The following is a 13609-nucleotide window of genomic DNA, read 5'->3' as shown; positions in this document are numbered from 1 at the left end:
GCTTCTCGGCGCGGAGTATGGTTCAACCGGTCTCCGGCGCCCACCGGAGCCACGAGCGGGTTCATCTGGTAGCCGCTCCGTACGCCCGATCCACCTGCAAACCCGGGATCTAGGGCGGCGAAGGCAGGCTGTACCGTGGAGGGCCAATCTCCAGCAGCGCTCCGCCGGCCGCCCATGCTCGCCTGGGCCGCAGGAAAGCGACACACGGCGCGGGACTTCGGCGAAGATGAATGGATGCCGATGGACTACCGGCTGGGGAGGGTGCTGTACACCGGCGCGGAGACGCGGGTCGTGGCCGGCGTCGACCTGAGCACCCGGGCCGCCGTCGTGCTGAAGATCCCGCGCCACGAGCTGCCGGACGACCAGGTCGTGGACCGGCTCCGCAGCGAGCACGCGCTGCTCCGCGAGCTCGACCTCCCCGGGAGCGCCCGCGCGCTGGACCTCGTGCCCTACGGCGCCGGGGTGGCCCTCGTGCTCGAGCGCTGGGGGGACTGCTCCCTCGATCTCGCCCTGGTGAGCGGGCCCCTGCCGGTCGAGACCGTGCTGCGCCTCGGCGCCTCGCTCGCCCGGCTGCTCGGGCAGCTGCACCGCCGGGGCATCATCCATCGCGACGTCAATCCGCAGAACATCCTCGTGGACGCAGCGCGCTCCCAGGTGCGGCTCATCGACTTCGGCCTGGCCACGCGGCGGGCGGCGGCCGGCGACGCCGCCGAGGCCGATGGCGCGGCCATCGGGACGCTCGCCTACATGGCGCCCGAGCAGACCGGCCGCATGAAGCGCAGCCTCGACGCGCGCGCGGACCTCTACGCGCTGGGCAGCACGCTCTACCAGATGCTGACGGGCAAGCTGCCCTTCGAGCAGACGGACGAGCTCTCGCTGATCCACGCGCACATCGCCCGGAGGCCGCCGCCGCCGCACGAGCGCGCGCCGGCGCTCCGGATCCCCGAGGCGATCAGCGCCGTCGTGATGCGGCTCCTCGAGAAGAGCCCGGAGCAGCGCTACCAGACCGGCGACGGCGCGGCGTGCGACCTGGAGCGCGCCCTCGAGGAGCTCCGCGAGACAGGCGCGATCCGGCCGTTCGCGCTCGGCGCGCGCGACTGGGAGGACCGCATCCGGAGGCCGTCGCGGCTCGTCGGCCGGGAGCGGGAGCAGCAGGCGCTCCGGGAGGCGCTCGAGCGCGCGCGCGGCGGCGAGACCGAGCTCGCGCTGTTCTCCGGGCCGTCCGGCGTCGGCAAATCGGTGCTCGCCGGGGCGCTGCGCGAGGAGGCGCGCCTCGCCGGGGGCCTCTTCGCGCCCGGCAAGTTCGACCTGCTCCAGCGCGGCACCCCCTACGCGGCGCTCGCGCAGGCCTTCCGCGCCATCGCGCGCCGCAGGCTCTCGGACAGCGCGGAGGCGCTCCATGGCTGGGCCGAGACCTGCCGCGCCGCGCTGGGCCCCAACGTGCGCATCCTCGTCGACATGGCGCCGGAGCTCGCGCGCATCCTCGGCGAGCCGCCGGCCCTCCTGGAGGTGAGCCCGGCCGACGCGAAGCACCGCTTCCAGCTCACCGTGCAGCGCTTCGTCCGCGCGACGGCGAGCGCCGCGCACCCGCTCGTGCTGTTCATCGACGACCTCCAGTGGGCCGACGCGCCGTCGCTGGCCCTGCTCGAGGCGATCGCGACCGACCCGGAGATGAAGCACCTCCTGCTGCTCGGGGCCTACCGCGACGGCGAGGTGGGCGAGGCGCACCCGCTGCGCGCGCTGCTCGAGGCGGCCCGGGCGAGCGGGCGGCGCGCGGCGGTGCACGCGCTCGGGCCGCTCGACGACGAGGCGCTCGTCGGGATGGTCGACGACATGCTGCACGGCGCCGGCGACGAGGTGCAGGCCCTGTGCTCGCTCGTGCGGGCGAAGACCGACGGCAGCCCGCTGTTCGTGGCGCAGTTCCTGCTGGCGCTGCACGAGCAGCGGCTGCTCTCGCGCGACCTCGCCACGGGCAAGTGGCGGTGGGAGGCGGAGCGCATCGAGCGGGCCGCCGTCACGGACAACGTCGTGGCGCTCTTGACGGCGAAGATGGGCCGCCTCCCCGAGGAGCCCCGGCGGACGCTGGCCGCGGGGGCGTGCGTGGGGGCGGGCTTCGAGGCCTCCCTGGTGAGCGCCGCCGCGGGGCTCCCGGCCGAGGCGGTGCGGAGGGCAGCCGAGGCGCTGCTCCACGAGGGGCTCCTGGTGGCCGCAGGCGAGGGCGAGGGCGAGGCGTACGCGTTCGTGCACGACCGGGTGCAGCAGGCCGCGTACGAGCTGCTCGGGCACGGCGAGCGCCTCGACCTCCACCTCGCGCTCGCGCGCGAGCTCGATCGGCGCTGGTCGGAGCACGGGGGGGACGCCGAGCTGTTCGCGCTCCTCGACCACTACCTCCGGGCCGCGGAGCGCCTGACCGAGCCGGCCGAGCGGCGCCGGGTGGCCGATCGCTGCCTCGCCGGCGGGCTGCGGGCGAAGGCGGCCTCGGCCTACGCCGAGGCGGTGCGGTTCCTGCAAACAGCCCGCGAGCTCCTCGGCGACGCCCCGGCCGCCGAGGGCGGCGCCCCGGCGCTCCGCTTCGAGATCCTGCTCGCGCTCGCGGAGGCCGAGTGGCTCGCCGGGCAACCCGAGGCGGGCGAGCGGCTGTTCGCGGCGTGCCGGGAGAGCGCCGCGGACGCTGTCGCGCGCGGGCGCGTGGCGCTCTCGCAGGTGCCGCTGCTCACCGTCGCCGGGCGCTACCCCGAAGGCCTCGGCGTCGGGCTCGCCGCGCTCGCGGAGCTCGGCTGGTCGTTCCCGCGCGAGCCCGGGGCGCTGGCCGCGTTCTTCGCCGCCCAGGCGGCGCGCATCGCCCCCCTGATCGCGGCGATGAGCCCGGAGTCGTTCCGCGCGCTGCCCTGCTGCGCCGATCCGGTCGCCCGCGTGGCCGGCGAGCTGATCGGGGCCTCCATCACGGCGGCGGCGCTCAGCGAGCCGTCCCTCGCGCCGAGCCTGATCTTCGCGATGCCCGAGATCGCCTTTTTGCACGGGCTGTATCCGCGCGCGGCCTACGGGCTGAGCATGAGCGCGGTCGTGCTCACGGGCGTGCTCCAGGAGCTGCCCCTCGGGGCCCGGTGCGTCGAGCTTGTGTACGCCGCGCAATCGGTCGAAGGCCTGCTCCTCGCCGGCGCCCTCCACACAGGGAACCTCGCCGGCCAGTTCGTGCACCCGGACCTCGCCGCCGTCCACGAGCGCTGGCGCGACGTGCCCGAGCTCGGCGCCCGCGAGGGGGCCATCACCCACAGCGAGGTCAGCCAGATCATCCTCCCCGCCGCCCGGATGGCCGCGGGGGCGCGGCTGTCGAGCTGCCCGATCCCCGCGGGGCCCTGGAGGGACCGCATCGCCGGCCAGAGCGGCCCGGCGTGCCGCGCCGTCCATCACCTGCTCGCCCAGGCGGACGAGCCGGACGCGGGCGCGGCGATCCGCCGTGTCGCCGCGCTCCCGGCCGGCTCGGCGATGATGCAGGTCATCGTGCTCGGCGCCGCCGCGTTCGCCGCCGTGCACCTGGGCGAGGATCGCGAGGCGCTGCGGCTCGCGGCGGAGGCGAGCGCCCAGTGGACGGCCGGCTGGTGCAACCCGCCGGTCCTCTGGGCGCTCGAGCTCCTGACGATCCTCGGCGCCGCGCTGCCGCCCGCCGGGGCCCCGGGTGCCGCGGACGAGGACCGCGACGTCCGCGCCGCCTTCGCCGCCCAGCGCGGGCGCCTCGCCAGGCTGGCGGCGTTCAACCCGGCGACCTTCCGCCACGCCCTCCTGCTCACCGAGGCCGGGGAGGCGCAGGCCGCGGGGCGACACGAGGACGCCGAGCGCCTCTACGACGAGGCCATCGAGCACGCCCACCGGCAGGGCTTCGTCAGCGGCGAGGCCCTCGGCCTGCGCCTCGCGGGCGAGTACCTGCTCGCGCGCGGCCGCGCCCGGATGGCGCGCGCCTACCTGCGCGACGCGCACGGCGCCTACCTGCGCTGGGAGGCCACCGCCGCCGCCGCGGTCCTGCGCCGCAGGCACCCCGCGCTGTTCTCCGTGGCCGAGCCGGACCGGACCTCCGTGGTTGAGCCGGGCCGGGCCGAGCCGGCGGGCGCCGCGGCGCCCCCGTCGCGCAGGACGGCGACCGCGCCGGGCCCCGCGGGCAGCCAGCTCGACGTTGTCTCGCTGCTCAAGGCCGCCCAGGCGCTGGCCAGCGATCGTGAGCCGGACTCGCTCATCGCGCGCATGATGCGGCTCCTCGCCGAGAACGCCGGCGCCGAGCGCGCCGTGCTGGTGCTCTCGCGCGGCGACCGCCTCGTCGTGCGCGCGGAGCTCACCGTCGAGCCCGAGCGGATCACGCTCCACCGCGACGAGCCGGCCCTCAGCTCGGCGCTCCTGCCCGCCGAGGTCGTGCGCTACGTGGCGCGCAGCCGCGAGCCGCTGGTGCTCGGGCGCGACGGGGGCGACGGGCGCTTCGACGACGACCCTTACCTCGAGCGCCGCGGCCCGGCCTCGCTGCTGCTCGTGCCGCTGCTCCATCAGGGGCGGCTCCTCGGCGTGATGGTGCTGGAGCACGCGGGCGTCTCGGGCGCCTTCCCCGAGGCGCGGGTGCAGGTGGTCTCGCTCCTGGCCGCCCAGGCGGCGACCGCCGTGGAGAACGCCGCCCTGTACAGCGAGCTCTCGAGCTCGCACCAGCGCCTGGAGCAGCTGGTCGAGGAGCGCACCGCCGAGCTCAAGGCGGCCAAGGAGGCGGCCGACGCGGCGAGCCGCGCCAAGAGCGATTTCCTCGCGAGCATGAGCCACGAGCTGCGCACGCCGCTCAACGGGATCCTGGGCTACGCGCACATCCTCCAGCGCCTGGAGGGGCTATCGCCCCGGCACCTGCGCGCCGTGCAGATCATCCAGTCGTCCGGCGAGCACCTGCTCACGCTGATCAACGACGTGCTCGACCTCGCCAAGATCGAGGCCGGCAAGCTGAGCCTCACGCCCGACGAGGTGCACTTCCCCTCGTTCGTGCAGGCGGTGCTCGGCATCTGCCAGGTGCGCGCCGAGGCCAAGAGCCTGGCCTTCCTGTTCGAGCAGGAGGGCGCCGCGCTCGGGACCGTGATCACCGACCAGAAGCGGCTCATGCAGGTGCTGCTCAACCTCCTGGGCAACGCCATCAAGTTCACCGAGAGCGGCCGCGTGGTGCTGCGCGTGACGGCGGGCGAGGCGCTCCTGGAATCAGGAGAGCCGAGGGAATCGAGGGCCGGCGCGCCGCGGCCGGTCCGCTTCCGCGTGGAGGACACGGGCCCCGGCATCGCGCCCGAGCACCTCGAGCGGATCTTCGAGCCGTTCGAGCAGGTTCCGCCCGAGGGCGCGCCGGTCGAGGGGACCGGCCTCGGGCTCGCGATCACGCGGCGGATCGTGGAGCAGATGGGCGGCGCGCTCCGGGTCGAGAGCCAGCTCGGGCAGGGCAGCGTGTTCGAGTTCGAGGTGCCGCTCGCGGACGCGAGCGCCGCTCCGGCCGCCGCGGCGCCGCAGCTCGAAGCCCACGTGGGCATCGCGTCGACGCGCTCCGAGCCTGCGCCGCGCGCGGCGGAGCCCGCGCCGCCGTCCGCGGAGACGCTCGCCGGGCTGCTCGACCTGGTGAACCGAGGCCGGATGAGCGGTCTGCTCCTGGAGCTCGAGCGGCTCGAGCGCGAGGACGCGCGCTTCGCCCCGTTCCTCGACGAGCTGCGCGGTCTGGCGAAGGGCTTTCAGGTCAACCGGCTGCGCGAGCTCCTCCGCGCTGCCGCAGACCCCGCGCCGGCGACGGCAGCGCCCGAGACCCGCGCCGCATCGAGGTGATCGCCCGCGCGCCGCCGGAGCGGCCGCGTCACCCGCGCGCCGCGGAGTTGGCCGCGCGGCGCGGCTGCGAGCCGGTCTTGCTCATGGCGTAGGCGATGCCGCCCTGGAGCGTGCTCTGCGTCACCATCTCGGTCATCTCGGCGCCGAGCGCCACGAGCTCCCGCGCGACCTCGGGGCGGATGCCGGTGATCACGACCCGCGCGCCGAGCAGGCGCACCGCTCGAGCCGCCCTCACAAGCGCCTCGGCCACGCGCGCGTCGACCCGCGACACGCCGGTGATGTCGAGGATCATGACCGCCGCCCTGCGCGCGCTCACCCCCATCGTCGCCGCGTCGACCATGCCCTGCGCGCGCTCCTCGTCGACCATGCCGATGAGGGGCATGACCAGGATCTGGTCGCTGATGGGGATGATGGGCGTCGACAGCTCGGCCAGCCTCGCCGCCTGCGCCGCGATGATCTGCGCCTGGAGCGCGGAGCGGGCCTCCTCGAGCGCCGCTCGCTCGGCGAGCTCGCGCTCGAGCTGCTCGTTCGCGCGCTGCAGCTCGCGGGTGCGCCGCGCCACCGTCTCTTCGAGCGACTCCTTGGCTCGCTCGAGCTCCGCCACCGCCCGGGCGAGCGCCTCCGTCCGCTCCTGCACCCGCCGTTCCAGCTCGTCGGCCAGCCGGACGAACTCCGTTTGTGCGGCGGCGCGCACCTCGATCTCGTTCTCGAGCTCGGCGTTCTTCCTGGCCAGCGACGTCAGGGCGCGCCGGAGCGCCAGCTGCGTCTTCACGCGCGCGAGGAGCTCGTCGCGCTCGAACGGCTTGGTCACGTAGTCGACCGCGCCGAGGCGAAACCCGCGCAGCTTGTCCGACATCGCGGCGTGCGCGGTGGTGAAGATGACGGGGATATCGGCGGTCGCCGGGCTCGATTTCAGCCGCTCGCAGACGTCGAAGCCCGTCATGCCCGGCATGGTGACGTCGAGCAGGATGAGGTCGGGAGTCTCGTATTCCAGGCGTTCAAGCACCATGGGGCCGTCGGTCGCGATGCTGACCTCGATCCCAGCCGACTCAAGCGTGCTTGAGAGCACCTCGAGGTTCACGAGTACGTCGTCGGCAACGAGCACGAGCCCGGGCGACGGCTGCTCGGTCCCCATCCCTTCACCTCCCCTGAGCGCCTGCGTGGGAGCGCTGCCGTTCCCCCCGGCGTGAGTGCGTTAACGCGTCGTCGCTGACTTCGACCGCATCGTCACGTACCCGGTTTCGGCTGTCAAGCGCGTTACCTCGCGGGCGCGATCGCCCGCAATCTCGGCTTGCTCGGCCTTGCGACGAGGGCGCGAGTCGCACGCGACTTGTGGGCTCGGCGGCTCATGTCTTGATGGAGCCGCTGCCGGCCGGCTGCTGGCTCGGGTGTGGGGTCCCGTGATTCGCGGCCAGGAGCGCCAGGCTGTGTGACCGGGCGGGCGCGCCGTCGTCGGGGGGCGGCGGCGCCGCGGCGCCGGCGAGCAGGCTGGGCGCGGTGGCCACGATCGTGACCCCGGCGAGGAGCACGAGCCCGGCGGCCGCGATGCGCGTCGAGAGGGCCTCGTCGAGCTGGATCCAGGCGAGCAGGGCGACCAGGGGCGGCCGGAGGAAGACGTAGATGGCCACGAGCGTCGGCGAGGCGCGGCGGAGCACCCAGGCGTTCACGGCGTAGGCCATGACGGTCGGCACGAGGACGCAGAAGGCGACGAGGAGGGCCGCCGGCAGGGACCACGAGGGCGCCTCGCGGACGAGGGCGACGCCGCCGACCGGCGCGAACATGAGTGTACCCCAGCCGAACACCCAGGCCATGACCGTGACCGTGCCGAGGCGCTGCAGGGCCGATTTCGCGTAGATGACGTAGATGGCGGTCGAGAGGGCATAGACGAGCGCAAACGAGTCGCCCAGCCGCGGGACGGCGAAGCCGGTGAGCATGGCGGCCCCGAAGAGCGCGACCGCGGTGCCGACGCCGGCGCGCCGGGAGAACGGCTCGCGGCCGGTGAGGGCGGCGAGGGCGGCGGTGAAGACCGGGATCATCGCGATGAGGAGGGTCGCGGACACGGCCGAGGTGATGCGCAGGCCGACGAGGAAGAGCGCCTGGTTGCAGACGACGCCGAAGAAGGCGAGCACGGCGAGGTGGAGCGCGTCCGCGCGACGCGCGACGCGCGGCGTCCGGAGGGCGAGGTGCGCGCCGGCGAAGACCACCGCCCCGCCGAGGAAGCGCGCCATCGTCAGGGCGGTGGGCGAGACATCGTGAGGCGGGCTCATCGCGAGCTTGCCTTCCACGGAGAGCGACGCGAAGGCGAGTGTCGCGAAGAAGAGCGCGGCGTGGATGCCGGCCGAGGCGCGGCGCTCTCCAGGTGGCTTGGACGGATCGCTGGTCGGCATGGACTGGCTCGCTCCCTGGCTGGGTGCTCCCATGCCGCCAGCGCGGTTGGCTCACCCGCCCCCGATCAAGCGCGGGACGAGCTTGCCGCGGCGCGCGTCATCTTTCCCCCAGGCTGGAGAGGATGCCATGAAGGCTTCGCCGGGAGACAGAAGATTCCGGCTGGTGACAGAAGATCCGTCGCGGCGGATGCGGATGATGCGATGCGGGGCATGTCTCACCCTGTACGCCCGCTGACGCCGTTCCGCGGAGGAGGCGCCGCGAGACGCGGAGTGCCTGTCTTCGAGCGCCATGCGATCGGATCACAGAAAAAAGCCGCCAAGACGCCAAGAGACGCGAAGAGAGAGAATGATAAGCGATAGAAAGCGAGGAGAGAAGTCATAACCAACGCGCCATACGCACAGGGCGCATCATCTCTCCTCTCTTTCTCCTGAGGAATCCCCTCAAATTTTTCGGAAAATTCACAGGGAGGCGGGGAGGCGGGGAGTAAAATCTCGGAAAAAACTCCCCGCCTCCCCGCCTCCCTGTTCAATTTCTCGCTGTATACGGGCACAAAATGAGGGGATTCCCCAGCTCTTTCTCCCCTCTTGGCGTCTTTTGGTGTCTTGGCGGTTGTATTCTTCTCGCCGGATCGCAGGGCCAGAAGCGTTCACCGAGCAGCGCAGGTCACCGGCGCCGCGATCCGCGCGGTCGCCTCGGCCACGCCAGGAGGGCGGCCTGCGCGATGCGCTCCAGTTCCTCCCTCGAGGCGCCGTCGCGGGCCTGCGCCGACATGCCCTGGACCACCGCGCCGTAGAACTTGGCGAGCGCGGCCGCATCGGTGTCCGCGGGGAGCTCGCCCTCCGCGATCCCGCGCTCGATGCGCTGGCGGAACAGGCCCTCGCTGGCCGCCCGGCGGTCGCGCAGCGCGGCCTCGACCTCGGCGGAGTCCGGCGTGCAGTTGGTGGCCCCGTGGACGATGAGGCACCCGTGCGGGTGATCCGGCGCGCTCGCGATCGACGCGAACTCCAGCAGGACGCGCGCCACGGCAGCCCGGGCGGTCGGCTCCTCGCACAGCGCTCGCGCAGGGCTCGCCCCGTACCTCTCGACGTACAGCGCCACCGCCTCGAGGAACAGCTCCTTCTTGCTGCCGAACGCCGCATACAGGCTGGGCGGCGTGATCTTCATCGCGGCCGTCAGCTCCGCGAGCGACGTCGTGTCGTACCCGTGCCGCCAGAACACGTGGAGCGCCGCCTCGAGGGCGACGCCACGATCGAAGGTGCGCGGCCGGCCGCGCGCCGCTCGGGGGGTCACGTTTTTCATAGTGATCGCTATATAATTTGTTGACGAGCGGGCTCGTCCAATTTACATAGCATTCGCTATGAATATAAAGCGATCTTCGGCTCTCGTGCTCACCTCGGGTTTGCTGCTTTCGCTGCTGCCTGCCGCCCTCGGAGGATGCGCGAGCCCGGCGCCACCCGCTGCGGCTGCGGCTGCGGCTGCGGCTGCACCGGCGCCGGCGACGCCGGCCGTGGCGGCCGCTCCCCGCGGTGACGAGCCGCTGCAGCGCCGGATCGATGCGGTGGTCGAGGCCGCCACCGCCGAGGGGCGGATCGTCGGCGCGGTCGTCGTCGTCGCGCGCGACGGCCAGGTCGTCTACCGGCGCGCCGCCGGCTTCGCCGACCGGGAGGCGGGGCGGCCTGTGCGCGAAGATACGGTGTTTCGCCTCGCGTCGATGACCAAGGCGATCGTCTCGGCGGCCGCCCTCGCGCTCGTGGATGCGGGCACGCTGGGGCTCGACGATCCGGTGACGAAGTGGCTCCCGGCGTTCGCGCCGCGGCTCGCGGACGGCCGGGCCGCGACGATCACGGTGCGGCACCTGCTCACCCACACCGCGGGCCTCAACTACACCTTCATGGATCCGCCGGACGGGCCGTACCACCGCGCGCGCGTGTCCGACGGGCTCGATCAGCCCGGCCTCTCCCTCGATGAGAACCTCGCGCGGATCGCCCAGGCGCCGCTCCTCTTCGCGCCTGGCACGGCGTGGCACTACTCGCTGGCCACCGACGTGCTCGGCGGCGTCGTGGCCAAGGCGGGCGGCGCGCCCCTGCCGGACGTGGTCCGCCGGCTCGTGACCGGGCCGCTGGGGATGGAGACCGCGTTCACGGTCGCCGACCCGGACCGGCTGGCCGTCCCCTACGGCGACGCGGGCGCGCGCCCGGCGCGCATGGCGGAGCCGCACGTCGTGCCGTTCGGACCGGCCAAGGTCACGTTCTCGCCGGGCCGCGCCCTCGATCCGCGCTCGTACCCCTCGGGCGGCGCCGGCATGGTCGGCACCGCCGACGACTACGTGAGGTTCCTCGAGGCGCTGCGCACCGGCGGCGGGAAGCTCCTGCGGCCGGCGACGGCCGCGGCCATGACCTCGAACCAGATCGGTGAGATCCAGGTGCAGCAGCCCGGCGGGACATGGGGCTTCGGCTTCGGGTTCGCGGTCCTGAAGACGCCGGATCCGGCGACGATGCCCTCCGGCGCGGGCACCTGGCAGTGGGGCGGCGCCTACGGCAACCACTTCTGGGTCGACCCGAATGCCAAGCTCACGGTGGTCGTCCTGACCAACACCGCCTTCGCCGGCATGCAGGGCGAGTTCCCCGACGCCGTGCGGCGCGCGGTCCACGGCCCGGCGCAGCCGTGACGCGGAGGCGCGCGGCGTGGAGGCGGCCCCGCGCGCCGGCGCGGCGTCAGAAGGGCCTGCGCGCCGACGGACGTCAGAAGGGCCTGCGCGCCGACGGAGGCGTGCTCGGCGCGCTCCGGCGCGCCTCGCTGGCCTTAGAGGTCGCGAAGCCTCCGGCAGAGCGCAGCTCAGGATCCCTGGCGGTCTCCGATCCGGAGCTAATCACCCACTTCTTCCTCGGGATTAGGCGTGGGCCGAGACACATCATCGTCCTGCCGAAGACCCGCATACACGAGAATGGATCCCACGACTGGCAGTATCCATATCAGCACGCTCTGAGCGAGCTTGTGCTCACGCGAGTAAAGATCGCTCCGCCACAGGCGGGCCGTGATGACCGCCTGAGCGAGGATCGCCGCGGCGATCGTGGCCCAGCTGATGGCCTGAAGCATGGCTCGCAACGTAGCACGCTTCCGCGCCTGCCTTGGTCCAGCCACATCGACCCCGTGTCCGTCGTCCGATCGGCCACGCGCGCCGGCCCGAGCAGCGGGTTCTCCGTGGTCCGGGCCGAGCGCACGAGGCGTGCATGACCCTGCCAGCGGGCCCGCACGCACCGCCGCCGGGATCGCTGTCATCCGCGGCGGTGTTCTGGTCCTGGCGAACCGGGCGCGCGGCTCGGCCCGCTAGCACCAAACGCCCCCGAGCCCTTCGGAGCGTTCACTGACGACTTCCGCCTCAACGCATGTTGGGCGGAGAGGAAGAAGGAAAGATTCACAGGGAGGCGGGGAGGCGGGGAGGCGAGAGATGGGGATCAGTCATTCGAACCAGCAGGCTCGGCGCTGACGGCTTCGGGCGGCATCGATGCGGGGCGGCTGGTGGTGCCGGGGTGGTCGTCTTCGGTGCGACATCGGGAGAACCGGACAGCCTCCGCACCGCGGCGTACCAGGCGTCGGATCCCGCGGCGGAGCACCGGCGTGTTGAAGTTGACGAGCAACCCGACGTCCAGGTCCGTCAGCTTCAGGTATGTGAGCACCTGAGCTTCATGGACTGGCAGCAGGTGATCGACGGCCTTGAGCTCCAGTATGAGCCTCTCCTCGACGACAACGTCGAGTCGATAACCACAGTCGAGCGTGGCTCTCTTGTAGGTCACTGGAAGTGGCCTTTGCCTCGCGAAGCTCAAGCCCATGAGCGACAGTTCATGACACAAGCATTGTTCGTAGGCAGACTCCAGGAGCCCGGGGCCGAGGTGGCGGTGCACCTCGATGCACGCTCCGATGACTCGCTCGGACAGCTCCCACAATCTTCTCGTTTCCCTGTCTCGCTGTGCCCCATCGATGCTCATGGCTATCTATCGACGCGGGACCAGCTCTGGTTGCGCGAAATTGACATCACCGGGAACCGCCCTACAAACGAGCGACCTGAAAGCCGTCGATCCCAAGCGAGCAGGCTCGGACGATGGTCCCCACCTCTCGCCTCTCCCCCTTGGTCTGTATATCTCTCTCTCCTCCCCGTCTCCCCGTCTCCCTGTGTACTCTCTCTTGCTCTGTCTCCCGCCCAACAAGCCGCGGGGGCCGACCGCGCTTCGGGGTGTCGCGTCGTGATGGGGTTCGCCGCCAGGGGCCGACTGCCGTCAGACGCACGGCCTGTGCTGCCAAGTGCTGCGGAAGTGGGTTCTGGCAGCGCGAAGGGCTGCGGGGGCGCACGATACACGGGGCAGCAGTCGGGGCTTCGCAGGTGCATTGCCGAGTACGACCGGCGTGTCGCCGGCGGCACGGCGATGCCGCCGCTGCGGCCCGACGCGCGCCCCTGGTCTACCAGGCCGCCCCCCGCCGCGTCACACTGGGTGGGGCCGACGCCGCCCCCGCCGCCCACCGGCGGCGGCTCGGGAGGAGGGGGCACGTCATGATCGACGAAGCGAAGATCGAGCGCGAAGGTGGGAGCATCGAGCGTGCGCTCTTCCTCGTGTCGCTCGACTGCGTACGGCCGCACTACGAGAAGATGGGCCTGCGCGTGACGAGCGAGGAAGAATTCCAGGCGGCCGTGCGGTCGTGCACGGCCGACCGCGACGGGTCCGTCAACACGCGCGAGGCCCCGTATCGGGTCACCGTCGCCGCGCTCGGGTGCCTGCGCGCGCGCGCCGCGGAGCTTGCGGGCGCGCTGCTCGGCTGGGCGACGTCGGCGCTCGGCGGTGCCGGCTACTGGCTGACATGGAAGTCCGTCTTGCGCGTACAGCCGCGCGCAAGGGGCCTGTTCGGGCTCGCCGAGGGCGCGCGGGAGACGCTGTGGGGCGCGTTCGACGCGGCCGAGCGCGCGAGCGCGGAGGTACCGTCCCTCGACCCGGCCGAGCTGTCCGAGTTCGACCACCAGGTCCTCAGCGAGAAGGGGTACCTGGAGGACGAGATCGACCCCATGGACACGGTGCAGGAGCTCGCGGAGGCGCACACGTTAGCGAGGTGCTGGCGCGAGACCGTCGCACCGCTCCTGTCCGAGGACGAGCGTCGAGCCCTCGTCGCAGCAGCCGCCGGGTTCTTGCGTGGCCAGGGGCGTGACGGAGAGGCCGACGTCCTGGTCTCGGGGGCGTGCGGGTGAGCGCCGTTGAGCGGGAGAAAGCAGCCTGAGGAGATCGAGATCGCCAGCGCGACAGGCGGCTTCTTTCGAAAGAGAGATGGCCGCGCACGATGGGGTGAAGGACGGCCCGCCACCGCAGTATCCAGCAAGCGAGAGAGACCGGGATGCGAGCGGTCCCCTCCAGCAAAA

General features: G+C 72.7%; 7 protein-coding genes and 1 pseudogene. 3 read left to right on the top strand and 5 right to left on the bottom strand.

Annotated features, from left to right (window positions below):
* Positions 1–234: 234 nt before the first annotated feature.
* The gene (locus WMF36_RS04530; protein WP_437578382.1) at positions 235–5820 is read left to right on the top strand and encodes an AAA family ATPase; all 5586 of its coding nucleotides are present in this window, start codon (positions 235–237) and stop codon (positions 5818–5820) included.
* A gap of 28 nt (positions 5821–5848) precedes the next feature.
* Here WMF36_RS04530 and WMF36_RS04525 read toward each other — a convergent pair whose 3' ends face one another.
* From WMF36_RS04525 to WMF36_RS04515, 3 genes are all read right to left on the bottom strand, one after another.
* Positions 5849–6955 (bottom strand): response regulator, encoded by a 1107-nt coding sequence (locus tag WMF36_RS04525; RefSeq protein ID WP_437578380.1) that lies wholly within the window; start codon positions 6953–6955, stop codon positions 5849–5851.
* 211 nt (positions 6956–7166) lie between these two features.
* On the bottom strand, positions 7167–8207 hold the full coding sequence (locus WMF36_RS04520) for a DMT family transporter (protein ID WP_437578379.1): 1041 nt from the start codon (positions 8205–8207) through the stop codon (positions 7167–7169).
* Between the two features lie 664 nt (positions 8208–8871).
* Entirely contained in the window at positions 8872–9507 is a 636-nt protein-coding gene (locus WMF36_RS04515; RefSeq protein WP_437578378.1) for a TetR/AcrR family transcriptional regulator, read from the bottom strand.
* Between the two features lie 85 nt (positions 9508–9592).
* On the opposite strand from WMF36_RS04515, the gene WMF36_RS04510 reads away from it, so the two are divergent.
* Positions 9593–10876, top strand: coding sequence for a serine hydrolase domain-containing protein (locus WMF36_RS04510; protein ID WP_437578377.1), 1284 nt, complete (start codon positions 9593–9595; stop codon positions 10874–10876).
* Positions 10877–11073: 197 nt separating this feature from the next.
* Here WMF36_RS04510 and WMF36_RS04505 read toward each other — a convergent pair whose 3' ends face one another.
* Positions 11074–11304, bottom strand: coding sequence for a hypothetical protein (locus WMF36_RS04505; protein ID WP_437486877.1), 231 nt, complete (start codon positions 11302–11304; stop codon positions 11074–11076).
* 485 nt (positions 11305–11789) lie between these two features.
* Positions 11790–12194, bottom strand: a pseudogene (locus WMF36_RS04500) (GxxExxY protein); the annotation flags it as partial.
* Between the two features lie 560 nt (positions 12195–12754).
* On the opposite strand from WMF36_RS04500, the gene WMF36_RS04495 reads away from it, so the two are divergent.
* Entirely contained in the window at positions 12755–13441 is a 687-nt protein-coding gene (locus WMF36_RS04495; protein WP_437578376.1) for a hypothetical protein, read from the top strand.
* Positions 13442–13609: the final 168 nt, after the last annotated feature.

The sequence above is a fragment of the Sorangium sp. So ce887 genome (genome assembly GCF_051521455.1).
Taxonomy (GTDB): Bacteria; Myxococcota_A; Polyangia; order Polyangiales; family Polyangiaceae; genus Sorangium.
The sequence above is the reverse complement of the archived record's forward strand: the minus strand, read 5'-3'. Positions and strand labels throughout refer to the sequence as shown.